The 26,002-nt window shown below is 60.9% G+C and carries 22 protein-coding genes; 12 read left to right on the top strand and 10 right to left on the bottom strand.

The features are described from left to right. The first annotated feature begins 36 nt into the window (after nucleotides 1-36). The 5 genes from PQR02_RS15210 (at nucleotide 37) to PQR02_RS15190 (ending at nucleotide 5,350) form a co-directional block, all read left to right on the top strand. Nucleotides 37-1,137: an alanine racemase gene (locus tag PQR02_RS15210; protein ID WP_408231999.1), complete on the top strand. Its 1,101-nt coding sequence runs from the start codon at nucleotides 37-39 to the stop codon at nucleotides 1,135-1,137. 61 nt (nucleotides 1,138-1,198) lie between these two features. Next, nucleotides 1,199-1,585, top strand: a complete 387-nt coding sequence (locus tag PQR02_RS15205) for a RidA family protein (protein WP_408232201.1) — start codon at nucleotides 1,199-1,201, stop codon at nucleotides 1,583-1,585. A 209-nt stretch (nucleotides 1,586-1,794) separates the two neighbouring features. After that, nucleotides 1,795-2,559 carry an SDR family oxidoreductase gene (locus tag PQR02_RS15200; protein WP_408232198.1) on the top strand — a complete coding sequence of 255 codons (765 nt, stop codon included), beginning with the start codon at nucleotides 1,795-1,797 and terminating at the stop codon, nucleotides 2,557-2,559. A 652-nt stretch (nucleotides 2,560-3,211) separates the two neighbouring features. Beyond that, nucleotides 3,212-4,666 (top strand): catalase, encoded by a 1,455-nt coding sequence (locus PQR02_RS15195; protein WP_408232195.1) that lies wholly within the window; start codon nucleotides 3,212-3,214, stop codon nucleotides 4,664-4,666. Nucleotides 4,667-4,735: 69 nt separating this feature from the next. Beyond that, nucleotides 4,736-5,350, top strand: coding sequence for an ankyrin repeat domain-containing protein (locus PQR02_RS15190; RefSeq protein WP_408231996.1), 615 nt, complete (start codon nucleotides 4,736-4,738; stop codon nucleotides 5,348-5,350). Nucleotides 5,351-5,447: 97 nt separating this feature from the next. On the opposite strand, the gene PQR02_RS15185 is transcribed toward PQR02_RS15190, so the two are convergent. From PQR02_RS15185 to PQR02_RS15170, 4 genes are all read right to left on the bottom strand, one after another. Next, nucleotides 5,448-7,712 (bottom strand): xanthine dehydrogenase family protein molybdopterin-binding subunit, encoded by a 2,265-nt coding sequence (locus PQR02_RS15185; RefSeq protein WP_408231992.1) that lies wholly within the window; start codon nucleotides 7,710-7,712, stop codon nucleotides 5,448-5,450. Further along, a complete protein-coding gene (locus tag PQR02_RS15180; protein ID WP_408231989.1) occupies nucleotides 7,709-8,161 on the bottom strand; it encodes a (2Fe-2S)-binding protein in 453 nt (150 codons plus the stop codon). The genes PQR02_RS15185 and PQR02_RS15180 overlap by 4 nt, the downstream gene beginning before the upstream one ends. A gap of 74 nt (nucleotides 8,162-8,235) precedes the next feature. After that, nucleotides 8,236-8,547: a high-potential iron-sulfur protein gene (locus PQR02_RS15175; RefSeq protein WP_408231986.1), complete on the bottom strand. Its 312-nt coding sequence runs from the start codon at nucleotides 8,545-8,547 to the stop codon at nucleotides 8,236-8,238. Between the two features lie 16 nt (nucleotides 8,548-8,563). Then, on the bottom strand, nucleotides 8,564-9,562 hold the full coding sequence (locus PQR02_RS15170; RefSeq protein ID WP_408231983.1) for an aldo/keto reductase: 999 nt from the start codon (nucleotides 9,560-9,562) through the stop codon (nucleotides 8,564-8,566). Between the two features lie 416 nt (nucleotides 9,563-9,978). Between PQR02_RS15170 and PQR02_RS15165 the strand changes: the two genes are divergently transcribed. After that, the gene (locus tag PQR02_RS15165) at nucleotides 9,979-11,196 is read left to right on the top strand and encodes an MFS transporter (protein WP_408231980.1); all 1,218 of its coding nucleotides are present in this window, start codon (nucleotides 9,979-9,981) and stop codon (nucleotides 11,194-11,196) included. A gap of 45 nt (nucleotides 11,197-11,241) precedes the next feature. Here the strand turns inward: PQR02_RS15165 and PQR02_RS15160 are convergent, their stop codons facing one another. Further along, nucleotides 11,242-12,060, bottom strand: a complete 819-nt coding sequence (locus tag PQR02_RS15160; RefSeq protein ID WP_408231977.1) for a TetR/AcrR family transcriptional regulator — start codon at nucleotides 12,058-12,060, stop codon at nucleotides 11,242-11,244. A gap of 291 nt (nucleotides 12,061-12,351) precedes the next feature. Here PQR02_RS15160 and PQR02_RS15155 point away from each other — a divergent pair, with 291 nt between their 5' ends. From PQR02_RS15155 to PQR02_RS15145, 3 genes are all read left to right on the top strand, one after another. Continuing rightward, a complete protein-coding gene (locus PQR02_RS15155) occupies nucleotides 12,352-13,929 on the top strand; it encodes an MFS transporter (protein ID WP_408231974.1) in 1,578 nt (525 codons plus the stop codon). A 199-nt stretch (nucleotides 13,930-14,128) separates the two neighbouring features. Next, complete coding sequence (locus PQR02_RS15150; protein WP_408231971.1) at nucleotides 14,129-15,421, top strand: MFS transporter; 1,293 nt, start codon at nucleotides 14,129-14,131, stop codon at nucleotides 15,419-15,421. An 80-nt stretch (nucleotides 15,422-15,501) separates the two neighbouring features. Beyond that, complete coding sequence (locus PQR02_RS15145; protein WP_408231968.1) at nucleotides 15,502-16,452, top strand: LysR substrate-binding domain-containing protein; 951 nt, start codon at nucleotides 15,502-15,504, stop codon at nucleotides 16,450-16,452. 26 nt (nucleotides 16,453-16,478) lie between these two features. On the opposite strand, the gene PQR02_RS15140 is transcribed toward PQR02_RS15145, so the two are convergent. Continuing rightward, nucleotides 16,479-17,282: a class II aldolase/adducin family protein gene (locus PQR02_RS15140; protein WP_408231965.1), complete on the bottom strand. Its 804-nt coding sequence runs from the start codon at nucleotides 17,280-17,282 to the stop codon at nucleotides 16,479-16,481. Between the two features lie 242 nt (nucleotides 17,283-17,524). Here PQR02_RS15140 and PQR02_RS15135 point away from each other — a divergent pair, with 242 nt between their 5' ends. Further along, nucleotides 17,525-18,094, top strand: a complete 570-nt coding sequence (locus PQR02_RS15135) for a winged helix-turn-helix transcriptional regulator (RefSeq protein ID WP_408231962.1) — start codon at nucleotides 17,525-17,527, stop codon at nucleotides 18,092-18,094. Nucleotides 18,095-18,294: 200 nt separating this feature from the next. Beyond that, a complete protein-coding gene (locus PQR02_RS15130; protein ID WP_408231959.1) occupies nucleotides 18,295-19,062 on the top strand; it encodes an MBL fold metallo-hydrolase in 768 nt (255 codons plus the stop codon). 58 nt (nucleotides 19,063-19,120) lie between these two features. Here PQR02_RS15130 and PQR02_RS15125 read toward each other — a convergent pair whose 3' ends face one another. From PQR02_RS15125 to PQR02_RS15110, 4 genes are all read right to left on the bottom strand, one after another. Then, nucleotides 19,121-19,606 (bottom strand): MarR family winged helix-turn-helix transcriptional regulator, encoded by a 486-nt coding sequence (locus tag PQR02_RS15125; RefSeq protein ID WP_408231956.1) that lies wholly within the window; start codon nucleotides 19,604-19,606, stop codon nucleotides 19,121-19,123. Between the two features lie 205 nt (nucleotides 19,607-19,811). Then, the gene (locus tag PQR02_RS15120) at nucleotides 19,812-19,934 is read right to left on the bottom strand and encodes a hypothetical protein (RefSeq protein WP_408231953.1); all 123 of its coding nucleotides are present in this window, start codon (nucleotides 19,932-19,934) and stop codon (nucleotides 19,812-19,814) included. Nucleotides 19,935-19,989: 55 nt separating this feature from the next. Beyond that, nucleotides 19,990-21,276 (bottom strand): oxalate/formate MFS antiporter, encoded by a 1,287-nt coding sequence (gene oxlT, locus PQR02_RS15115; protein WP_408231950.1) that lies wholly within the window; start codon nucleotides 21,274-21,276, stop codon nucleotides 19,990-19,992. 769 nt (nucleotides 21,277-22,045) lie between these two features. After that, entirely contained in the window at nucleotides 22,046-23,059 is a 1,014-nt protein-coding gene (locus PQR02_RS15110; RefSeq protein WP_408231947.1) for an alpha/beta fold hydrolase, read from the bottom strand. 1,221 nt (nucleotides 23,060-24,280) lie between these two features. Here PQR02_RS15110 and PQR02_RS15105 point away from each other — a divergent pair. Beyond that, the gene (locus PQR02_RS15105; RefSeq protein ID WP_408231944.1) at nucleotides 24,281-25,900 is read left to right on the top strand and encodes a gamma-glutamyltransferase family protein; all 1,620 of its coding nucleotides are present in this window, start codon (nucleotides 24,281-24,283) and stop codon (nucleotides 25,898-25,900) included. The last annotated feature ends 102 nt before the right edge of the window (nucleotides 25,901-26,002 follow it).

The following is a 26,002-nucleotide window of genomic DNA, read 5'->3' as shown; positions in this document are numbered from 1 at the left end:
GCCGCCCGGCACGGATGCGTCGTAACCGATCACCCTATGACAACATCCAACATGATCAGCCCAATTACCCCGGACCTGGCGCCGCCGGTCGCAACACCTTGCTTCGTGGTGGCGGAAGACCGCGTCCTGCACAATCTGGCGGTCACCGCAAACGCGTGCGGTGGCGTCGAGCGTCTGATGCCGCACGTGAAGACTCACCGCGCGGCGTGGCTCGTTCGCTTGTTGCTGGCGCATGGCGTCGGCGCGTTCAAGGCCAGTACGCTCGCCGAAGTCGAAATGGCACTGGCGGCGGGCGCCACACGCGTCACCTGGGCATTTCCAACCGTCAATCCGCAGAACATCGGCCGTTTCGTCGAACTGGCCAAAGCTTATCCAGACGCCGAACTCACGGGGCTTGTCGATTCCCTGCATGGACTGAACGTGTGGACCGGGCTGCTGGAAGGCGCCCCGCGCTCGGTCAACCTGCGTATCGATCTCGACCCCGGGATGGGGCGCACGGGAGTCCCGATGGACGAGAGCGCACTGGCGCTCGCAGGTGCGGTCGCCGGGCTCGGCCGGCTTGCAGGCTGGCATCTCTACGATGGCCACATTCGGGGCGCGTTTGCAGAGCGCCAGGTCAAAGTGAGCAAGCTTGCCGAAACACTCGATGCGCTGCAGTCGACCTTGCGCCGGGACGGCATCGATGTGGATGTAGTCGGAGGCTGCAGCTATACGTTCGACCTATGGCCGCGCTCTGCGATGTCTCATGTGTCGCCGGGGACCTGGGTCTATTCGAACGCCCAGCACCTGCGAGAGCTCGCGCACCACGACTGGATTGCTGCCGGATTTGTCTTGACGACGGTCGTGTCGACGCGCAATGGCACGTCCACACTGGATGCCGGCAGCAAGGCGATCTCCCCGGACAAGCCACAGGCACAACGCTTTCAGGGCGTCGGCGAAATCGTGATGATGAACGAAGAGCACACCGTCATCCGCAACGACACGCTCAACGCCGGCGACCGGCTGTTGCTGGTTCCGGAGCACACGTGCACTACGGCCTACCTGTATAGCAACGCGCTCGTTCGTGCCCTCGACGGTCGGTGGGAGTACCGGGATCAGCTCGGGAACGAGCGCTCTGTCGTACCCTTGACCCGATGACTGTCACGAGGCGAGCAAGCGCGGACCCCTGTCGAGATATTCTTGAGGCCTAAAATTGAAAATGATCGAATCAAACAAGCAACCGTCCCTGGGCGGTCACTACAGCCTCTGGCGTCGCGCCGGCGGGCTGATTTTCGTGGCGGGCCAAGTCCCGCGAGATTCCGGGCGGAACATTCTCGGCGAAACGATCGAAGAGCAAACCGCCGCCGTGCTCAATAACTTGCGCCTTGTGCTGCAAGACGCCGGCACCGATTTCAGTCGACTGGTCCGCGTCCAGGCATATCTGTCGGATATGGGCGATTTCCAGCGCTTCAACGCTGCCTATGCCGAAGTGATGGGCACCGCTGCCCCCGTACGGACCACCATCGGATGCGCGCTCAACGGCGTGCTTGTGGAAATCGATGCCATTGCGGAACCCGGAGATGGTTCTGCTGACCCGCAACAGTAACGAGGCAACCCGTTCTTCGAGCGATAAAAGACGGAACGCCCGCTAAAAGATAAGATCATCCTTGTGCTCGGTACCGGCGCGTCGCTTTCGATATCGATGAAGACGCCGGCGAACTGGGTATGTGCCGCGAAAGCCGGTGCTTTGCTCGCCTCCGGTCCGAGGCGAGCAAAGCACCTGGACCTTCCAGCTTCTCTCTTCACGAGGACAACATGACTGAATCAAGCACCAAAAGGATCGCGCTCGTTACGGGCGCAGGCAGCGGCATTGGCCGAGCCACTGCGACGGCGCTTCTCGCGGACGGCTTCTGCGTCGTGCTAGCTGGCCGCCGTGCCGAGCCGCTCGCCGATCTCGTGGCGACAGCAAAAGCCGCGGGCCAGGAAGCACTGGCAGTCGTGACCGACGTTCGTGATGCAGCAAGCGTCGAGGCCCTTTTCGGCACCATTGAGCGCACCTACGGAAGACTCGACGTTCTGTTCAACAACGCGGGAGTCAATGCGCCCGCTGTGCCGATGGACGAGCTACCCGTCGAGACGTGGACAAATCTCATCAATACCAATGTGACCGGTGTGTTCCTCTGCGCTCGCGCCGCGTTTGGATTGATGAGAAAGCAATCACCGCAAGGGGGCCGGATTATCAACAACGGGTCGATCTCGGCACATACGCCACGCCCCTTCACTTCCCCCTACACGGCTAGCAAGCACGCAGTGCTTGGACTCACGAAGAGTATCGCGCTCGATGGCCGCGAGTTCAACATCGTCTGCAGTCAGATCGACATTGGCAATGCGCTAACGGACCTGTCCGAACGCATGACGCGCGGCGTACGGCAGGCCAATGGAACCATCGCGCCGGAACCGATGTTCGATGTGAAACACGTTGCAGAAGCGGTCCGTTACATCGCCAACCTGCCCTTGAGCGCCAACGTTCTGAATATGACGATCATGGCGAGCAACATGCCATTCGTTGGGCGCGGCTAGAGCGTATTGGCAATTGGCAGATCCAGATGAACGAAGCGGCGAGCGCAACGAATGACAAAAGGCGTTCACCGAGTTTTGTCGTGCCGTGTGGCGGCGGTGCGATGGAACTGCGTGATGCGACAGACGAAGCGTTCGACCAGATTTTCAGTTCGTCGAGTGAAGGCGGCGCTTCGGGGCTATTTCTAGCGTGGCCGACAATCTGTTTTACACAACTATAAAGCCCAATTAATTCGATATACGGAACAATGTAAATTCGTTCTATAGCTTTAATAAAATTAAAAGATGCTCATCAATATATGCGCAAAAATACTCAATGAAATCGTGTCGTTCTGAGCTGCGCGATACATCGATAGCTGCCCAACATCTCACTGTCATCCGGCATACACCGCTGCATTTCCCAATTGCCCTCCAGAGCAACGCATATTCATTGTGATTTCGCTTCTCTAATTTCTTTCATTTACCAATGTAATTCTGCGCCTATTGAAATCATAGGAAAAAGAGATTGGATAACAGAGCGCCTGAGCCATAGTATTCCTTTGCTCCCCCACTGAACCAGGAATACGAAATGAAAGTACGCAAGACACAGATTGCTGCAAGCCTTTTCTCGATCGTCTCAGCAATTGCGCTCGTTCAACCGGCGCATGCGGCGGGTATGACTCAGGATAGCGGGTCGCCGGTCGGCGACAACCAGAACTCGCAGACCGCGGGCCCTGAAGGTCCGGTTCTTTTGCAGGACTCTCATCTCATCGAGAAACTGCAGCGCTTCGACCGGGAGCGCATACCCGAGCGCGTCGTGCATGCACGTGGCACAGGTATCTTCGGCGAGTTCGTGCCGACTACAGACATTAGTTCCCTGACCTCTGCCCAGGTGTTCACGCCTGGAACGAAGACCCCGGTCTTCGTTCGATTCTCGACAGTGATGGGCTATCGCGGTTCGCCCGAGCAGGCACGAGACCCGCGCGGTTTCGCTATCAAGTTCTACACGCAGCAAGGGAACTGGGACATGGTCGGCATCAACTGGCCGGTCTTCTTCATTCGCGACGCCATCAAGTTTCCTGACTTCGTGCACGCGAACAAACCATCGGCAGTGACCGGCGTGCAGGATCCGAATCTGGCGTTCGACTTTTTCGCCCATTCGCCCGAAGCAACCAACATGCTCACGCACCTCTACACGGACGAGGGCATGCCGGATTCGTATCGCCACATGGACGGCTACGGTGTGCACGCCTTCAAGTTCGTCAATGCGAAAGGCGAAGTTCACTACGTGAAGTTTCACTGGAAGAGCCGTCAAGGTATCCAGACCATCCACCCGCAGGATATCGCGCATTCGATCGGCGCCGACTGGAATCTGATGACCGACGACCTGTACAACTCGGTCAAGGCGCATTCGTATCCGCAGTGGGACCTTTACATCCAGGTGCTCTCGCCGAAGGATCTGGACAAGTTCGATTTCGATCCGCTGGATGACACGAAGACATGGCCATCCTCCATCCCCGAGCAGAAGGTGGGCACGATGACGCTCAACCGCATTCCGGATAACTATTTCGAGTCCACGGAAGAATCGGCGTTCGCACCGTCGCGCCTCGTGCCGGGCATTGAGCCTTCAGAAGACCGGATGTTGCAGGGCCGCCTGTTCGCCTATGCCGACACACAGATGTATCGCCTAGGCCCGAACTACAACCAGTTGCCGATCAACCGTCCGATCGTCCCGGTTTCCAACAACAACCAGGACGGCCTCATGAATGGGGGAGATCGGAAGGGCGAAGTGAACTACGAGCCATCCGGAACCGGCGAAATCGCGCAACAGGACATGTACAAGTCCGTGCAGACGCCGTTGAAGGGGACGACCCAGCAAAGAGCGATTCACAAAACGCTCGACTTCCGTCAGGCCGGCGAGTACTACCGGACGCTGTCCGATACCGACAAGACAGATCTGATCACAGCGCTGTCGGGCGACCTGGGTCGCGTGACCAACGACGCGAACAAGTACGCGATGCTCTCGTACTTCTATAAGGCTGATGCCGACTATGGCACTCGCCTGGCGCGTGCCACTCATGCGGATGTCGCGCGCGTGAAGGATGCAGCGGCACATTTGAGCGACAACTAAAGTCAAGCGGGGAACCTGCTCAAGCAGGTTTCCCCCATTGAATAGGTATGCTCTCTCACGGAGGACGCAATGCGATGTTCTTTTGCTGCCCGGCGCCTGGTTCGGACCGTGGCGGCCATCACCCTGACCGCACTGTTGACAGCGAGTTGCGCGGAGCATGTATATCAGTCGGGAACGTATTCGGCCGTGACGGACACGCCGCGTTTCACCGAAGACTGGCTTGCTGCGGCGCGTGCGGGACGCACGGATATTGTTCAGGCGTTGATCGATGCCCATTTCCCGCTCGAGACAACGACGCCCGAAGGCTATACCGCGTTGATCCTTAGTGCGTACGACAATCACCCGGAGACCTTGAAGGCCCTCCTTGCTTCAGGCGCCAACGCGTGCGCGGCCGACCGGAATGGCAATACGGCGCTAATGGGAGCGCTCTTCAAAGGCGAAACGAACATCGCAACGATGTTGCTCGACACGCATTGTGATATCGATCAAACCAACAACGCGGGAGAAACGGCATTGTCGTTTGCCGCGCTATTCGGCCGACTCGATATGATTCCGGTGCTCGTCGCACACGGCGCCAACGCGAATCATGTCGATGCGCGCGGCGGCACCGCATTGCAAATGGCGATCGCACAACACAATCCGGCTGTAGAGCAGGCTCTGCGCCGTGTCGGCGAGACACAATGAGACGTTGCCGATGAGCCGCTTTTCATGCGGCGTCGACCATCGGCAAATTAAGTGGTCGCGACACCCGGACAGTCTGTGCTTTTAGCCCCTATGCGGGTCACGCCCGCTTCAACAGCGCGCTATCGACCGGCAACGCCCGAATCCGCGTGCCTGTCGCATTGAAGATCGCGTTGCAGATCGCCGCCGCCGTCGGCGGCACACCCGGCTCGCCAACACCGCCGGGCGGCGCGGCGCTCGGCACGATATAGACATGCGTTTCCGGCACGGAGTCGATGCGGGCGACCCGATAGTCGGTGAAGTTCGACTGCTCGGCCGCCCCCTGACTGAACGTCAGTTCGCTGTATAGCGTATTGCCGAGAGCCATGACCACCGCGCCTTCGAACTGCGCGATCACGCGGTCGGGATTGACGATACGTCCGCAGTCGACCGCCAGATCGACACGCGTCACGCGCACCGAGCCATCGTCGGCCACCTGCACCTGCGCAACCGCGGCAACGTACGTCAAAAAGCTGCGATGGACAGCGATCCCGCGTCCGTGGCGAGCGGGCAACGCCGCGGTCCAATTCGAACGCACCGCCGCCGCGCGGACCACTGCGGCATAGCGCGCGGTATCGATTGGATACTCGTCGATCGACGCACCGTAGTTCGGATAATCGACCCCCAGCGCATGCAGATCGACATGGCGCGGACTGCCCAGCAGCGCAAGCAGATGCTGCACCGGATCCTGCCGCGCCGCAGCGGCGAGTTCGTCGACGAACGAGCCCACTGCGAAGCCGTGCGGAATGTTGTACACCGAGCGATACCAGCCGATACGTGTATGCGCAGGCGCCGCTCCGTTCTCGCATTGCACATTGGCGACTTCATATGGCATGTCGGTCACGCCCTGACCGAGTTCGCCCGCCGAGCCATAAATCACGTTCGGCGTGAACGTCGAGCCGATGGACGGAAACACGCTCCGGTGCAACCACGCAATGGTCTTGCCCTGCGCATCGAGGCCGCCTTCCATGTGCTGCGCGCACACGGCATGGAAATAGTCGTTACGTATGTCGTCCTCGCGTGTCCACGTCAGCTTGACGGGTGCGCCGACGTCGCGGGCCAGGTACGCGGCTTCGGCTACGTAATCCGGCTTCGACTTGCGGCCGAAGCCGCCGCCGAGCAACGTCACATTGATTGTCACGGCCTGTTCCTGCACGCCGAGTACTTGCGCGACGGTCGTGCGTGCCTGCTGAGGATTTTGCGTGGCAGTCCAGACCTCGACTGCGCCGTTTGCAAACGATGCAGTTGCAGCCAGCGGCTCCATCGCCGCGTGCGCCAGATGCGGCACGTAATAGTCCGCCGATACGTGTCGTGCGGCGTCCTTCAACGCTCCCGCGGTATCCCCGTTGTTGCGTACGACCTTCCCAGGTTGCCGCGCGGTGTCTTCAAGCGCCTTGCGATACGTCTGGCTATCGTACGTGCCGTTCGGCCCGAGGTCCCATTCGAGCTTGAGTTTCTGGCGCCCTTGCAGCGCGGCCCAGGTGCTGGTCGCGACCACCGCGACGCCGCCCAGTGGCCGGAAGCCGGCGGGCAGCGGCGCCGAAGAAATGCGCACCACGTGCAGCACGCCGGGCACCTTCATCGCGTCGGTCGAGTCGACGCTTTTGAGCGTTGCGCCGTACACGGGCGAACGTTCGACCGACGCATACGTCATCCCGGGTAGCACGACATCGATGCCGTACGTCGCGCGGCCGTGAACGATGTCGTCGAGATCGACGATCGGCAGGGACTTGCCGATATAGCGCCACGTGTCCTCGTTTTTCAATTGCAGCGTAGCGCGGCCGGGCACCGGCTGATGCGCCGCAGCCTGCGCCACCGCGCCGTATGAAATACGCCGCCCGCTCGCCGCATGCACCACGTGGCCGGGTTCGGTCCGGCAGCTCGCCGGGCTTACGCGCCACTGCGACGCGGCAGCCGCGATCAGCATGTGCCGCGCGGAGCCGCCTGCCTCGCGCAGTGGCTGGAAGAACTGGCGGATGCTACGAGAGCCATCGGTATTCTGGTCGCCGTACTTCGCATCGCCTTGTGCCTGCACAACCCTGACTGTGTTCCAGTCGGCATCGAGTTCGTCCGCGAGGATCATCGCGAGGCTGGTACGGATGCCGGTGCCCATCTCGGAGCGATGCACGACCAGCACGATCTCGCCGGACGGCGTAACCGACACATAGACGTTCGGCGCAAACACGGCTTTGACACCGTTTGCCGAGGCGAGCGGGGCCGCCGCAAGCGCCATGCGCGCGCCGCCGACCTGCAGACCCAGCACCACGCCGCCCGCCAATGTGCCCTTCAGTACCCGGCGTCGGCTCAAATTGACGATCTCGCTCATGACGCCTGCTCCGCCGCAGCCTTGATGGCAACCTTGATGCGTTGATAGGTGCCGCAGCGGCAGACATTGCCGGACATCGCCTGGACGATCTGCTCGTCGCTCGGCTTCGGCGTCTGTTTGAGCAGCGACGCAGCCTGCATCATCTGGCCGGGCTGACAGTACCCGCACTGCGGCACATTCGCGGCTTTCCACGCTCGCTGCACGGGATGGTCGCCGCCTTTGCCCAGGCCTTCGATCGTCGTCACGGACTTGCCCTGTACATCCGCCAGCGACGTGACGCACGAGCGCACGGCCACGCCATCCAGATGGACAGTGCACGCGCCACATGCGCCCACGCCACAGCCGAACTTGGTGCCATGCAGTCCCAACAGGTCCCGCACCGCCCACAGCAGCGGCATGTTCGCGTCGGCGTCGACGTTGTGATGCTCGCCATTCACAATCAGTTCCATCCGTTCACTCCTTGTTGTCGACGCACGCCATGCCTGCCGGCGCTGCCTGTGTTCGCTTTAGCTGCGCACGCCGTTCATGCTCTTGCCTGATAGGCCTTGCACCATCCGGCGCCGCTCACCTGCTTCGCGCCGAACAGCGCACAGAGCGCGTTGGCGTCGGCTGGCTTACCCTGGTAGAACTGACAGTTCGCGCAGCGCTGGTTGCTGTTGAAATGGGGATATTTCGTGTGATCGACCTGGCTTGCATCGGCCTTATACCCGAGCGCCTGCGCAGCGGGATCGCTCTCCTGCAGCTGTGGAGGTGCCGCCCAAACGGAGCGTCCTGTGATTGCAAGCGCTGCGGCGCCGATTGAATGGATCATGAAGGTGCGTCGAAGGGTTCGCATGTTTGGTGTCTCCTTTTTACGCTACGAGCACGCGTTGCGGCGGCGCCATGAACTCCGGCCCCACGGGATCCTTGACGAAGTTCGCGACAATCGCGTCGATCTGTTTGAACGCCTTCTCGTCGAGGCGCCAGCCGAACACCTCGTCGATCCCGTCCAGTTGCGCCGGGCGACGTGCGCCCCATAGCGCGATCGTCGGGCCGCGATCGAGCACCCAGCGCACCGCCAGCGCGAGCACCGACTTGTCGAAGTTATCGCGCGCGAACACGTTCAGCGCTTTTACGGCCGCGACATATTGCTCGCGACGCGGCGCGCAAAACTTCGGATCGCGCTGGCGCAGGTCGTCGCCCTCGAAGCGCGTGTCGACGCCGATGCGCCCCGCCAGCAGTCCGCGGCACAGCGCCCCATAGGCCAGCGCGACGAGCCCATGCTGTTTCGCGTACGGCAGCACGTCACGGTCTATCTCCCGCTCGAACAGGTTATACGGCGGCTGAGTGGCCGAGAGCGGCGCCACGCGCCGGAAGGCATCCATTTGCGCAGGCGAGAAGTTGCTGACGCCCAGCGCCCGCACCTTGCCTTCCTTGCGCAGATCGTCGAGCACCTCGGCGGTCTCTTCGATCGGCACGAGCGGGTCGGGCCAGTGGACCTGATACAGATCGATGTAATCTGTCCGCAAGCGCCTCAGTGTGTCCTCGACTTCCTGACGAATGCGCTCCGGCGCCGAATTGCGAAATACCGTGCCGTCGTGCCATTCCAGTGCGACCTTGGTTGCGATGACCGCCTTGTGCCGGTACCCGTCGGTCAGCGCCTTGCCAATGATTTCCTCCGAAGCGCCGAAACCGTACGCCGGTGCTGTATCGATCAGATTGACACCGCTGTCGAGCGCCCGGCGGATCACCGCGATCGATTCTTTCTCGTCGGTGCCGCCCCACATCCATCCGCCAATGGCCCAGGTGCCCAGGCCGACGCGTGAGACGGGGGTCGTTAAACCTTCAATTGCGATTGTTTCAATAGTCATGTGAAGCTCTCAAATCAAAGCACTACTTCGAACAGCAGCGCATCCGGGTCGAATGCGAACTGACAAACGGCGACGCGCCCATCGGGCGACGCGCCCATCGGACGGCCAGGCGAGCCGATTATTTCAGCGGCATCCGCACATCACAAGAAGGCACCTGGCGGTTTCATACTTTCCCCATGGAAACTAATTGCTACGACAGCGCTTACGCGCACGCCGACGCACGACAACTCGCAGAGGACAACCGACGATCTGGCGCGGGTCGACTATCAGCTCGCATCACTGGAGCGTCGCTCGATCGCGCGGCGTGGTCATCGTCACTTGAAGCCGGTACTGACCACCATCGGCGTGCGCTCTGCAAAGCCGTGAGAAATTGCCCATAATTGCGCGCAGTCTTCGAGCAACCGTTGGGACATTTGATGAAAGCAGTTTCTGGCGCACCGCAATCCCCGATCGCGTTTCTGGCTGTAGCGTTGGCGTTTGCGATCAACATGATGGGTACAACGCTACCGACAGCAATCTATCGCTACTACCAGCAGCAGTATGGTTTTACCCCGACCGTCATCACCGTGATCTACGCGTCATATGCAATCGGCGTGCTGGGTGCGCTGCTGCTGATCGGCAACTGGTCCGATCAGTTAGGCCGTCGTCGCATGCTGCTGGCGGGGTTGTGTGCGTCGGCCGCGTCGGCGGTGACGTTCCTGCTCAGCGACGGGTTGGTGCTTCTGATGCTGGGCCGCCTGCTGTCGGGAGTCTCTGCCGGCATCTTCACAGGAACCGCCACCGTAGCCGTGATCGAACTCGCGCCGCCTGCGTGGCGCGGCAAAGCGATGCTCGCGGCTACCGCCTCCAATATGCTCGGGCTGGGTTGCGGTCCTTTGCTAAGCGGCATCCTGGTGGAACTATTTCCCTGGCCGACGCAGTTGCCCTATACGGTGCATCTGGCGCTGGTCGGCCTCGCCGCGCTCGCCGTCCTCGGTGTGCCGGAGACTGCCACGATTCCCGCGCGCGTGAAGCTCGGCATCCAGAGAATTTCGCTTCCTGTCGAGGTGCGCCGTGCGTTCATTCCTGCCGCGCTAGCGGGGTTTGCGGGTTTCGTCGTGGTGGGCTTCTTTGCGGCGGTCGCCCCTCAACTGATTCGGGTCGTCCTCGGCTTTCACAGCGGCATAGTCACCGGCTCGATTGTGTTTCTGCTGTTCGCGTGCTCCGCTCTCGGGCAGATCGTGCAGGCGTTCATTGCTGCCCGGTGGCGGCAAGCGGCAGGGTGCATCGGACTCGTCGTGGGACTGCTCTGTGTCGGCCTGTGCGTGCCCGAGCGCTCGACCGGCTTGCTTTTGCTCGGCACCGCCCTGGCAGGAATCGGGCAAGGCATCAGCTTCCGCGCCGGCTTGGGTGAGATCGCGTCGGCGGCGCCCGCGCACCGGCGGGCGGAAGTTACGTCGAGCTATTTCGTCGTGCTTTATGTGGCGATCTCACTACCGGTGATCGGTCTGGGCTTCGCCGTGCAGCTCGTCGGAATTCAGCGAGCGACGCTGCTCTTTGTCGGCTTGACGATAGTGCTTGTGCTCGTCGCGCTGCTCCTGCTGATGCGCGGGCAAGCGAACCGGGAGCCAGACGCCGCAGTGATCGGTGACTGAAGACGAAACCCTTGGCAACTCGCATACAGCCCGCTTGAAGAAGCGTCAACCTTCCAGCGCTGGAAGCAGCGCTGGCGCGCTCGTGAGGAAGGCGCGCACGTGCATCGCAATCACCGCGTCGCTGGGCGTGGTGTTGTCGTTCGAATAAATGCGGCGGCGAATCGCAAGGTGGGATACCGAGCCATGCAGCAGCCAGCCCACCTCGGTCAGATGCGCCGGATCGGCCGGTACGCCGCATCCCAAGGCGTGCGCTGTCTCAGTGACAATGATCTCGAGCGCATGCGTCACCACCGCATTCGTGTACGTCGGCGCCATTTGCAGATCTTCAAGTGACGAGTAGAGGAACAGGCGCAACCACTGCCGCGTCAGCAGGGTGTCGTAGTACTCGCGATAAAAAGTATTGAGCCTGCTTTCAATCGGCACACTGCGGTCTTTCAATTGAACAAACCACATCGCCCTGAAAGTTCCTACAATTTCGCGCTTGTAAACTTCGTCGATCAACGCGGCCTTGCTAGGGAACAGGCTATACAGCAAACGTTGCGACACGCCACAGGCTTCGGCAATCGCGCGAGTCTGCGCGTTCAGGCCGTGCTCGGCGAAATACTCGGCGGCCTTCTCCAGAACGCGCGCCTGACGCTCGGCGCGTGGCAGACGCTGCGGTGCTTTTTTCATCGGCCGCCTGATCGGCGCGCGACTCGCTACGGGCTTGCTGCCCGGTTCTGCAACATCTTTGCGTTTGGCCTTCATGACGCTCCTGTGTCCATCGCTTTCGAGAAATAAGTCTTCACGTGACGACTTATGATTTGATAGAGTGTATCGGCAGGGTGCGACGAAGAGGCTCGCCAGGCACCCGGGCGAGGCCATGCATTATCTCAGGCTACCGCGAAGCGAGTCCCAACTTTGGCTGCCATCGAATGCGAACGCTTCAATCTGAAGCGTTCGAGGGCCTGGCGCGCAACCCGAATCCCGTTCTCCGTTTATGTGCAGTCGAGATCACCGTCGCATCCAGATTCTCCATGAAATAGGCACTGGCGACGATCAAGTGAATTCGCATGTCCTGATGAGCATGATCGTAGAAGTTGAACAGAGAGAGAGTCAGTGCAGGAAAAGAGCCGTACCCCGTCCACAGTACGACCGGCCGCCCCGGCCGATGTCATGTCAACAGCCGACGTAGCAGCCCCCCGTAGCACCTCGCAACAGATGCTGATCCTCGTGGGGATTTGCATCGCAGTGCTCGTGCTGCCGCTGAATTTCGGCGGTGCGGCCGTGTCCGCGCCGGCCATCGGCACCGCGCTGGGAGGCAGCCCCGTGGCGGTCAACTGGATTCTCAACGCCTTTATGCTGAGCTTCGGCAGCAGTCTGATGGCCTCGGGAGCGCTTGCCGATCTGTTCGGACGAAAGCGTGTATTCGCCATAGGCGTGGTGCTCTTCGCATTGACGTCACTCGGGATCGCCGCGTCGCCGAGTCTGTGGTGGGTCGATTTTCAGCGCGCGCTACAGGGCATGGCCGCCGCATTGGTGCTGGCCGGCGCGTCGGCAGCGCTCGCACAGGAGTTCGACGGACATGGGCGCGCCCGCGCGTTCAGCATGCTCGGCACCACCTTCGGCCTGGGCCTCGCGCTGGGCCCGCTACTCGCGGGGTTTCTTACGGAGACGTTCGGTTGGCGTTCGTTCTTCCTCGCGGACGCCGCAATCGGCCTGACCGGATTCGCACTCGGAGTGCCGAAGCTAAGAGAATCGTACGACCCGAATGCCACGGGTCTCGATTGGCCTGGCGCTGCCAGCTTTACCGCCGCGCTGACACTCTTCACATTCGGGCTGTTGCAAGGGCCCGAAAGCGGCTGGAGCAGCTCTCTCATCATTGGGCTGTTCTCAAGCGCCGTGGCGATGTTCATCGCGTTCGTCTGGATCGAAAAGCGTGTTTCCCGGCCGATGCTCGACCTGTCGCTGTTTCGCTATCCGCGCTTCGTGGGCGTGCAAATACTCCCGCTAGCGACGGCATTTTGTTACGTGACCCTGCTTCTCGTCTTGCCGACGCGATTCATCGGCATTGAAGGGCATTCTGCGATCGACGCCGGTTTGATGATGGTCTCGCTATCGGCGCCGATGCTCTTTGTGCCCATCACGGCGGCCTTTCTCACGCGATGGACGTCGGCCGGTGTCATTTCAGCAGTGGGCCTCCTCATAGCGGCGCTCGGTATGCTTTGGTTCAGTGACATCGCGCCCGACGCGCCATCCGGGGCCCTGACGCTTCCGCTGTTCATCATCGGAGCCGGAGCCGGCCTGCCGTGGGGCCTGATGGACGGCTTGTCGGTGAGCGTCGTCCCAAAGGAACGCGCGGGCATGGCAACCGGCATCTTCAGCACGACACGTGTCGCAGGAGAGGGCATGACGCTCGCAATCGCCGGCGCGATATTGGCGATCCTCACACGTCTAAGGCTATCCGATGCACTCGCAGCGTTCCCGTCCGTTTCGCGCGATGCCGCCGCGCAAGCCGCCCAACGTGTGGCAACCGGCGATCTGCCTCATGCCGTCGCTCTTCTGCCCGCGCTTGGGCAGCCTGCTCTCGCACAGGCGTACGATGGCGCGTTCCACATCCTGCTCCATATTCTCGTGGCAATCACACTGGCCTCCGCGCTCGTCGTGCTGGGATTTCTCGGCCGCACGCCATCCACCGCCAACCCTGCCGATCCCGGCCCCACGCTGTTGGGAAGCGAAGGGGCGGCCGACTGAGAACACGTCCGGGGCGAATGGGTGGTCGTCAAGGCGCCCGCCCCGATCTGTGACGTTTGCTCACAAAGTCAATATTTTTCGTGCATTGTCGTACCTTCGGTGAGGGCGCTTAATCATCCTCGATAGCATTCCGCAACGCGTCAATCTGGAGGAAGCCATGGATTTCGGGCCGCACAAACCTGCGATTTCTGATCGGTTGATGAAACGGATCGCCTGGCGGCTCGCGCCGCTGATGATCGTGATGTACATCGCGAACCAGCTTGACCGCGCGAACATCGGCTATGCGGCGCTGACCATGAACGCCGAGCTCCACATGACGACGGCGCAATACGGCTTCGCCGCAAGCCTGTTTTTTCTCGGCTACATCCTCTTCGAAGTGCCGAGCAACCTGTGCATGCATCGGTTTGGCGCGCGGCTATGGATGACGCGCATTCTCCTGAGTTGGGGTCTGCTCTCCTCGCTGACGAGCTTCGTTCCCGACTCCCGCTGGCTCTATATCGCCCGCTTCTTTCTTGGCGCGTTCGAAGCCGGCCTGTTTCCGGGCATGGTGTACTACCTCACGCTGTGGATGCCGGCGCGCAATCGCGTATGGATGATGTCTCTGTTCGTGACAGCCATCCCGCTGACCGGCGTGCTCGGGGCGCCGGTGTCCACCTGGCTGATGGCACATGCGAACGTGTTCGGTATCACCGGCTGGCGCGCCATGTTGCTGCTGGAGGGGATTCCCGCAATGGTGCTGGCCGGGGGTGCCTACTTCTGGCTGACCGACGACCCATCCCGCTCACGCTGGCTTTCCGCTGCGGAAAAGAGTGAAATCGCCGCGGCGCTGGCGGGCGAACGGGCCGAGGCAGCGGCCGCCACTTCGCCGTCCAGCGCCTCGCGGGCACTCGCAAATCCGAAAGTCTGGGCGCTCGGTCTCGTCTACTTCGGCACCAACGCCGGCATCATCGGCTTGCTCTACTTCCTGCCGCAAGTCATCAAAACGTTTGAAACCACTTTTGGGGTGAAGTACAGCCTGGTGGATATCGGGCTGATCACGGCGATTCCATTCGGCGTTGCAGTTGTCGCGACGCTGATCTGGGGCCGCCTGGTCAGCCGTCACCAGGTCGGCGCCCGGCATGTGGCAGGCCCGCTGCTGGTGTGCGCGACCGCGCTCTCGGTGGCCCTGCTGCTGAAGTCTCCCTACCAGTCGATCATCGCCCTCTCGATCGGCTCCGCGGCCTGCTTCTGCAGCATCACGACCTTCTGGCAGCTGCCTAGCCGCATTCTCACCGATCGCGCTGCAGCGGCCGGCATCGCGCTGATCACGAGCATCGGGGTATCGTCAGGATTTTTGTTGCCGTATTTTATCGGTTGGGTAAAGGATACGACCGGCACGTTCGTCCTCGCGTTTATCGGCATTGCCGCAACGATGGTGCTCGCGTCGATCACGGTCGCACTGCTCGAGACCCGCTGGCGCCACGTTGGCCAGCCACAGCTTGCCAGCGAATAAGCATGGCCAGCGCCTCGCCGTCCTTGGGACTATCATCGAACGATCCATTGCCCATTTCTTCTCGCCAGCAAGGATTTTCGATGCGTCGCGGTGTCCCTAGTCTGAGTGCGCTGCAAGCTTTTGAAGCAGCGGCACGCCATGAAAGCTTTTCGAAGGCAGCTGTCGAGCTGTCGCAAACGCATGGTGCCGTTTGCAAAAAGGTCAACGAGCTCGAGGCTCATCTGGGCATCCCGCTGTTCGAGCGGGTGCGTCAGCGTCTGGTACTGTCCGCGGCGGGCGCAGAGTACGCGCGGCGAATTCGCGTCCATCTCGACCAGATTCGCCGCGATACGCTCGAGCTGATACGCAAGCAAGGTGAAGTGAAGATCCAGTTGGCGGTTGGCGTCACGTTCGCGTCTCAATGGCTGATTCCGCGTCTGCAGGACTTCTACGAGCTGAACCCGGACCTGCAGCTTCACATCATGGGGCGCGACCAGCCGACGTTCTTCGACAATTCAAGCTTCGATGCCGCGATCTATTTCGGACAGAGCCTGTGGCCCGCCATGCCGGGACAACCGCTCGTGAGCGACGACAGGATTCTGGCCGTCTGTGCGCCCGCGTTGGTCGGCAGGCACGATAGCTTGAGCAGCGCAGGGATCAGCGCGCTGCCCTGGATTCACACCCGCGATCTTCCGCGCGCGTGGCTTGCATGGTCCGAAAGCGCATCCACCCAGATCATCGAACATAGCGCGGGGAACCAGCACTACGACATGTTCATCATGGCAATCAACGCCGCGATTTCAGGACTAGGCGTAGCCTTGCTTCCGCAAATCCTGATTGAACGCGAGCTGCGCAGCGGTGCACTCGTCCAGGTGCATCCTCATTCGATCCCGAATCCGGAGACCATCTACTACTCGTTTCCCGAGCAGAAGCGTGACTGGGAGCCGCTTAAACGCTTCGATCAATGGCTGAGCGCGGCCGTGCGCGAGTATCGCGAAGGTTGCCACCGCGAGCGCACGGCAGCCTGCGAAACGACGCTTGTGCCAAACTGAGGACGTCCCCGTGAGGACGTCCATGTTCACGCGAGTTCGCGCAGATCAGGACTGTCGCGCAGGAGTTGCTGGTAGAGCCCCTGGAAGTTGAGCCATGCGACATAGTCGGATCCCAGTTGCGCGCGCGTTGCCCGCGCGTCCTCATCCGATAGCGGCTCGATTGGACCTGCTGCCTCGGCCAGCAACTGCACCTGGCAGCAACGCTCCATTGCAATGAAACGGTACGCCGCGGCGTCGACCGATGAACCGACGGTCAGCAGGCCATGATTGAGCAGAACGGCGGCGCGCTTCGTGCCCATCGTCTCCGCGATTCGGCGCCCCTCTTCGGCGGCGAGCACGACTACGTCGCCGCGAAATAGCACGTGATCGTCATAGAAGAGACAGGCTTCCTGATTGAGCGGAGCAAGCAGCCGAGCGCGCGCTGAAAACGCGCGGCCGGAAGTCGTATGGGTATGGGCTGCTGCAACGACATCGGGATTCGCGCCATGGATGCCGCAGTGAATCGCCGCCGCGGCGGCGTTGACGGGTCCGGTCCCGTGATAGACGTTGGCCTCTTCGTCAATGCAAACGAGGTCATCAGGATGGATCGACGAAAAATGCTGCGCATACGGATTGACCCAAAAACGGTCGTGAAACTCCGGATCGCGGACCGTGATATGTCCGGCAATGCCTTCGGCCAGCCCGAATCGCGCGAAGATGCGAAATGCCGCAGCGAGTTTGAGCTTGCGATGTTGCCGTTCGTCGTCGAGGCTGGCGAATACAGGCGGCTCCGGCAAGCGACCGCCGATTGGTTTGGGAATCTGCAACTCGCGGACTTCCGCGTGGCCCATGACGTACTCCTTCGTGCTGGTCGGAGTCTTGATTTTGGTCTGCACAGAAGACACAGTCCATCGACGATTTGTCACAAGATCGCTTCTTGCGCTCACAACCCGCCGCGGCAACGAGCACAGCTTTGTCGAAGGTATCCTGAGCAAATACGTCGAGTGCGCGCCCAATCACCGCGATTGATTGGCTTTATCGACAGGCGTACGTAATCAATTCAATCGCAAGTGTTTCGATTGTCATGAGATACTTGTTCTTTGACAAACCGAACCCGTGTCGGATGCTGTCCGAGGAACTGTGGCATGCTGACCAGGTGACCACGCTAACGGTCATGGCAGCCCCATCAGGCAAACACGAAACTCCTCGCGGCCCCATACTCTCCCCCATGGAAACAAATTGCGACGATGCGCTTCGCGCCGACGACGATGCGCAAAAGAAAACCGATGATCTGGCGCGCGACATCATTGAGCAGATTGCCGACAAGTGGAGCATTCTGGTGATCGATGCACTGGGTACTCGTGGCGAGATGCGTTTCTCGCGCCTACGCGAACACATCGGTGGCGTCAGTCAGAAGATGCTCACGAAGACGCTGCGCCAACTCGAGCGCGACGGCCTGGTCTCGCGCCACGTGCATCCCGTGATACCGCCGCGCGTCGACTATCGGCTGACACCGCTCGGAAACAGCCTACTGGACAAGATCTGCGGAATTTGGGATTGGGCCGAAAGTCACATGACCGAAATGGAAGCGGCGCGGTTGCAGTTCGATCGTAAAGAAGAACGGGGCGTCACGTCACGGTCACCCGACAGGGCGACTGTTTAGACGATAGCCTGCGATTGAACGCAGCCTATCGGTGGACCAGCAACCTGGAACAAGCAGTCGAGCGTCGCGGCGCGCTGGCACGGATCGCCGTCGCAGCGTCGCAAGAGCAGCGTGCGACGGAAAACACTGGCAACCGGCTCTGGATCGGCGCAGCAGAGTGTGTCAGAGTAGCGTTTTAATGCTACCGACCCCGGATGACCATGCTGCCGATTGCCGACCGATGGTTCGAGTCAAAACGTATCAGCGACGATATCACCCTGCTGTGGGAGCCTCATGTCGTGCCGCTGATGCGCTGCAATATCTGGCACGTACGCGGTCGCGACCGCGACCTGATGATCGATACCGGGATGGGCATCGCCAGTCTGCGTGAGGCAGCCCAGCATCTCTTGCAAAACAACGTGACAGCCGTTGCGACGCATACGCACTCGGATCATGTCGGCGGACATCATGAGTTTGCGCATACGCTGGTCCACGAGTTGGAGGCCGATAACCTGCGTTCGCCGCGCGAGCGCGGAACGCTGCTGGCATCGGTATTGGGCGAGAACGCGATACGCCGGTACCGTGAAGCGGGCTATCCGTTCGACGGCGATTTGATCACGGCGCTGCCCAGCGCGGAGTATGTGATGTCCGACTACGAGATACGCGCGGCAACAGTCACGGAAATCGTCAAAGAAGGGAATATCGTCGACCTCGGCAACCGGCATTTCGAGGTACTGCATCTGCCTGGCCACTCGCCGGGCAGCATCGGTCTATGGGAGGCGGCAACCGGCACCCTCTTTTCCGGCGATGCGATCTACGATGGCCCGCTTCTGGATGAAATCGGCGGCGCCGACATTCCGACCTATGTGCGCACGATGAAGCGCTTGCGCGAATTGCCCGTGCAGGTCGTGCACGCGGGACACGACGTTAGCTTCGGCCGAGAACGGCTCGTCGCGTTGGCCGATGCTTATCTGGCCAAACGCGCATGAGCCCCGTGTGGCAAGACGAACGACTGCAACGTCTCGCGCAACACATGACAACGATGATTCAAGCTGTGCGCTTGCGTCGTGCCGGCGGGAGCGTCCATTCACCGCCCTCCTCGACGTGTTCCGTCAGCTTGTCCACGCAGTTAAACAGCACTCGTTTTTCCTCCGCTGACAGAACGGACATGAGCTGCTCGTCGAAGCTCTTGCCGATCCGATCGCACTTGCGGACAATCGTCTTGCCCTTCCTGGTCAAGTGCAGGTTGATGACGCGTGCGTCCGTCGTGCCGGTAGAGCGCGTCAGCAAACCACGGTTAGCTAGTGTGGTGACCAGCTTCGAAACCAGCGTCTTTTCAAGGTAGGTCAGCTCGATCAGCGGACCGAGGGAGATACCCGGCTGCATATCAACGAAACGCAGCACGCGAAGGTCGCGCAGGGTGACGTCGCATGCGGCTTCGTAGAGGCCGGACGCCACGCCCTTGGCCAGTTCGCTTAGTACGTCTAGGCGGAAATTCAAATGCTCCAGTCTTGGATAGGGCGCCTTCGACATGCTGTTCTCCCATTCAGCTATTCTAATTCAGTTGCACACTACAACATTTGAATTTTACGCGTTTCGCGCATGAAACCTAGCATCGTAAGGTAACTTCCAGTACGTGCAGCCAAGCGGGTGCTTGCCACACCGCACGGGCGTGCCGCAATGCGCACGAATGGGGCAAGCGCGCACGATGACAGTGCAGCAAGCGGTTCAAGGCTGATTAGCCCGCCACCCCCTCAACCAACGGTGCGATCGCACACGGTATCAGCATGCGCTGCAGCCACTCGCTGAAGACGATCTGCTGGCCGTTGACGCCGCCCTGCCCCGGGAACAGTTGGGCCACCTTGATCTGGTCGCGGGCGCTGACTGATAGGCCGCCACCCCCATGCGTCCCGCCATTACGAGCGCCTTGATGCTCGGGCAAACCACGCGCGCCGCATCGGCTTGAGTGCGGCGATCGCGAGCACAGCGGTACAACTGTCCAATGCGATAGCCGTGCCGAACACCGCGTCCCAGCCGCCCGTATGCTCGTGGAGCAACGCGGCCACCGGTCCGCCGAGGATCGAACCGACGCCCTGCGCATATGACAGGCAGGCGTAGTTGACGATCGCATGCTTGCCGCCAAAGGTGTCCGTGAGCGTCGAAGGGAAAAGCGAAAAGATCTCGCCCCAGCCGAGAAAGACGACACCTGACAGCAGCACGAACAACAATGGATCGTGCCGCAACGTGAGCCACAAGGTCATCGCTACCGCTTCCATCCCGAATGCGATCAGCATCGTGTGTTCGCGCCCGATCAGATCGGAGATCCACCCGAACATAGGCCGCGTCACGCCGTTCGCCACGCGGTCAATTGTCAACGCAAGCGGCAACGCTGCGAGGCCGAACACGGTGACCCCCGCCACGCCGAAATCTCGCGTGAAGACTGCCATTTGCGAAGTCACCATCAGACCGGAGGTCGCCATCATGGACATCATCACAAACATCAACCAGAACAACGGCGTGCGCAGCATATTGCCCGGCCGCGTGTCGGGTACCGCTGCAGCGCCTTTCGGCAGCCGCTGATCCGCCATGTAGCCGGGCGGGGGCAGCCGCAAGCCGAGCGCAGCGAGTATGCCGATCACGCCGAGGATCACGCCATAGACGACCAGCGTATGCTGATAGCCGTACCTGGCGATGCTATTGGTAATCGGAAACGTCGTGAGCATTGCGCCCATGCCGAAGCCCGCCATCACTACGCCTATCGCAAAGCCCCGACGGTCTGGGAACCAGCGTGCCATCAGCCCGATCGTGCCGACCACGACAATACCTACGCCGATTCCTCCCAGAACGCCGTAGCAGAGATAAACGGACAGCAGCGATTCCGCGCGGCTCGTCAGCACCCAGCTAAGCCCCGTGATCGCGCCACCCGCGGCCAGCAACCAGCGCGGCCCAAAGCGCTCGATCAGATAACCCTCAAGCGGCGACAGAAAAGTCTGGCAGACAATGAGGATGGAGAAGGTAACCTGCAGACTCGGCAGTGACACGCCGAGTTGGGCAGTCAGCGGGCGCGTAAGCAGAGTCCAGATATATTGGGGATTGGAGGCGACCATCGCGCATACAAGGCCGCACAACAATTGCCACCAGCGGCTGTGTAGTGAAAGGGCAAGCGGCGCGCTGGTGCGGGCCTCGAAATTCTGGGTGCTCATGCTTCGACTCCGTACGAATAAGTGACACGAAAACAACTCAGGCAGCGCGCTTGACTGAAGGCCCGACGCCACGCTCCTGGAAAAAGCGCTCAGACTTCGAAGTGCAAGTTCAGATGAACCAGCCGTGAAAACGGCGGCTTCGACAATCTCTTAGTCCGCTCGCATCATGTGGATATAGTTGCAATTCACAATAATTTCTGTTTCCATGCGACTTTAATCTGCACGAAGTGTGCCACGATGCCGGAAGCCCAGTTTTCATCGATAAATCAGGCGTTTTCGTACCGCGATGTACACATGGGCATGCGCAAAAACCATGCGCGACGCGCGCGAGAAGGGTGCACTGCGCGACTCAATATCACCCTTGCACCGATTGCGGGCTCTGCATACGCATTCGACCAGCCCTTATGGCCGCGACGATCCCAGGGAGCGATTTGGATGTGACGACGCGGCGGTTCGTGTGGACTGTCTTGGTCCCACAACCAGTCTGGCGTCCGCGTGGGTTGCTGCGCCAGGCAGCACACCATGCCCGTGGAAAGGTTCGCTTCGAAGCATTCGGAAAAAGTCGCGCGACCTGGAATCGAGGCTCGTCAGGCCGGATGACTGCCACGCCGGGGGACGCCGGTGACGTACCACCCGACATGTTGGAGTCGCACCCACATCCGCATCAGCGAGTTCCACAATGTTGATCAACTGCCTTCGCGTAGAGGCTGACGGTGTCAACGGAGACTGCAAGAGAAACACGAGACGCGGCCGCGGCATGCCCAGCACGTCAGTCCTCAAGATGCCGGGCTATCGCAGCGGAAATAAACTCGGCGTCGTCGAGATTGGCTGTCGGCAGCCCGGCGCGATGGCCCCATATCGACGAAATGGGAAGGAGTTTGGCGTTTCGCATTTGCTCGACCTCGAGGCGGTTGTCTTCCACCTGGAAATACAGATCGGTTTCGCTTGGCATGATCAACGCCTTTGCCGTAATCGCCTTCAGCGCTGCGTGAAAATCGCCGTTATATTTGGAATTGGCCGCGATGTTCGCATGCTGCCATGTCCATAGGTGAGCCAGCAGGTTGTTGCCATCGCGCTTAAGGAAATTCGCCTCCCACGACATCACGAGATAATCTTCGAGCGAGGAAAAACCGGCCTGCCGCCACACCTCGTCACGATAGAAGGTCTGGGACATCGCCATTGCGGCGTAATTGCGGCCCATGGCACGCAGACCACGTTCGGGACGCTCGACGAACGTTCCGTTTTGAAAGCCGGGATCCGTTGTCAGGGTAGCGCGGACGCCCTCGATGAATACCTGATTGTGCGGCGAAGTTTTTGCCGCGCCGCAAAGCACGACCAGCCGCCTCACCATGTCCGGATACATTGATGCCCATTGATAAGCCTGCAACCCGCCCATCGACCATCCGCACGCTAATTGCAAAACGTGGATGCCGAGTTCTTGCGTCAGAAGTTGGTGTTGGATCGCGACGTTATCGGCGATCGTAAAATTCGGCCAACGGTTTCCGATAAAAGGCTCGGTTGCATTGCTGGGCGAGGAAGACAGTCCATTGCCGAACAGATTCGGAATAACGACGAAGTACTTGTCGGTGTCTAGCGCCTTACCCGGCCCCACCATCCACTCGATGTCATAGTGGTGCGCGGAAAACGACGTCATATACAGAATGACATTCGATTTTTCCGCGTTCAACTCTCCATAGGTTTGATAGGCGAGCTTCGCATCTCTGAACGTGATGCCAGATTGCAGCACCACGTTTCCGGCGTTGAATACGAAATAGTCTTCCATGGCTAGGGATCCTGTTGGTGAAATTTGACGAGTGGTTAATAGAAAAGTCGATAGAAGGTATCGATGCGCTGCGGCGGCATGAAGCTCGGCCATACGTGCATTGCGCATGCGGGAACGATCTCGCTGTCGCGATCGGATTCATGCGGTGTTAATTGCAACTTGCAATAATTGGCATTTACATATGTAAGGCATAAAGCGTACCATCATACGGTGAATCCAATACGTGTGGGCAAGTCGGGCACTTGCCCGACCGGCATGAGCACAATGCAATGCGCGGAACCTGTGCAGGTGCGCGCGAGGACGGTGCATCGCGCCGCGCAAGCTCGCTGTCGCACCGAGTCCGGGCGCGGCACGGATCCCCGTTGGCACCGCCGGCGGCAACGACCAATCGGGCAACAATTACTTGAGACGGCCAGAGCGCAGATAGTTGGTCGCGTCCCACTCCGAACGCATCAGGACGCCCTGCCCGTCAAGCGCCCAGACGATGGTCTCTCGCCGTCATTGCTGCTTGGCACGCCGTGCACCTTGACCGTTTCGTGGCGCTCCCTTTGCTGAAATGCCGGGTGCCGTAGGCCATGTCGCTTTCTCTGAGTACGATGCATTGATGCCGCTGCAGATCGCGCGGCGTGCGCCCACAAGCCGCAACATAGACGTTCCAATGCGATCGCGTTGGCACGGCACTTCAATTCTGAAGGCGGCTCTCGCACCGATTACCAATCTTGAATGTCTTGCAGTGGCCTTTCGCCGCCCAACGTCGGCGTTTCGCACAGCGGCGGTGCGCTGCAGATTTTGTTGCGCCCGATGCACCTTCGTTGCGCCTATCTGCACGCTTACAGAACATGACAGTGTGCTCGTTTCCATCCGGAAGTATTCGATTCTCCCCTGTACATAAGGGTTTCGGCACGTTGGCATGCTTTGTGCAAAACAATCCAATGTGGATATTTCAAATATTGCAGTTTGCACATAAATTTCGCCGTCAGGCAACGAAACCCGCAGTTAAGTGCCCCCATGACATGCGCTTCACAAGCGTCAACCAGGTGCGAGTCAGCGCGATGCCGCGTTGCTATCGCTCGCCGAGGGGGAAGGTTGAACCGGCTGAACATCGCAGTTGCTTCTCGCTGATGCCAGCTTCGCTGTGTGTAGCAAGTATCACGTGATCATGCGAACCCGTAGCGGCTCGACGGGATAGCGACGATCGATCGATTGATTGTTTGAGGAAATATGTCAGCAGAAACTTTAAATCCTGTGCGCGGTATCCGCGGGATGGCAGTCACACCCCATGCGCTGGCGTCGCAAAGCGCGCTCGCGATCCTGCGCGACGGAGGCAACGCCGTCGAGGCGATGATCGCCGCCGCGGCGACCATCGCAGCGGTGTATCCGCATATGAACAGCATCGGCGGCGACGGCTTCTGGTTGATTTCCCGGCCGGGTGCAGAGCCCGTCGGCATCGAGGCGTGTGGTGCGGCAGCCTCGGCGGCGACGATCGATGCCTACCGCGCACGCGGCCTGCAATCCATCCCGTTCCGCGGCCCGCTGGCGGCGAATACGGTGGCCGGAACCGTGTCGGGCTGGACGCTGGCGCATAGCTGGTCGACCGACACACTCGGCGGCAAGCTCCCGGTCGCGCGCCTGCTCGAAGATGCGATCGCCTACGCAGGAAGGGGGATTCCCGTCACGCGGAGTCAGTCCGAATGCATCGCGCTCAAGCGGGACGAACTCGAATCAGTCCCGGGCTTCGCCGAGACGTTTCTGACGAGCGAAAACCCGCTGGGCGTTCCGGCCGTCGGCGAGCGCTTTGTGCAGCCCCGCCTCGCCGCGACGCTCGAGCATCTCGCCCACGCGGGTCTCGACGACTTCTATCGGGGCGACCTCGCACGCAGCATCGCGGCCGACCTGAGCGCCCTTGAAAGTCCACTATCGCTAGCGGACCTTGAACAGCATCGTGCACGGCTGCGTAAGCCGCTGGCACTGACGCATTCGCTCGGCACGGTCTACAACATGCCGCCGCCCACACAAGGGCTTGTATCGCTGCAGATTCTCGGTGTGCTCGACCGTGTCTTGCGCAACGACATGGATCCGCTTGGGCCCGAGTACGTCCACGCGTGCGTGGAGGCGACCAAGCTCGCGTTCGCCGTCCGCGACAAGCACATCACCGACCCGGATTACATGGAGATCGATCCACAAGCGCTGCTTGCGCCGGGTGTGCTCGACTCGATGGCCGAGCGGATCTCGATGTCCACGGCAGCGCCGTGGGGTCGTGGTCTCGGACCGGCCGACACCGTGTGGCTCGGCGTGATCGACTCCGATGGCGTGGCCGTCAGCTTCATTCAGAGCATCTATCACGAGTTCGGCAGCGGCCTCGTGCTTCCCGATTCGGGCATCAACTGGCAAAACCGCGGCTGCAGTTTCTCGCTCGATCCCGCCGCGCGCAATCCGCTCACACCTGGGCGACGGCCATTTCACACGCTGAATCCGGCGCTGGCGCGCTTCGCCGACGGACGCACGATGGTGTACGGAAACATGGGCGGCGACGGCCAGCCGCAATCGCAAAGCGCCGTGTTTTCGCGGATCGCGCACTTCGGTTGGAATCCGCAAGCCGCTATCGATGCGCCGCGCTGGCTGCTGGGTCGCACCTGGGGGCAAACCAATGAGTCGCTCAAGCTGGAGGCGCGGTTTCCTGTGGACACATTCAATACGCTGCGTCGTCTCGGCCATGACGTCGAGCAGATGCGGCCGTACGACGAAGCAATGGGCCACGCCGGCGCGATCGTCCGGCACGGCAACGGGTGCCTGGAAGCAGGCTACGACCCGCGTAGCGACGGGGCCGCGGCGGGCTGGTAGGCGCGACGGCTAAACAGCGGGCGGCCGCTGCGCCCGCACCCTTTTGAATCGGCGACCCGCGAGCGTTCGCGCCGACGGCAAGGACGGCGCACGTCCGTCCGC

It is taken from the genome of Paraburkholderia sediminicola (assembly GCF_046026895.1).
GTDB lineage: Bacteria > Pseudomonadota > Gammaproteobacteria > Burkholderiales > Burkholderiaceae > Paraburkholderia > Paraburkholderia sediminicola_C.
This window is presented reverse-complemented; position numbering and strand designations above follow the sequence as displayed.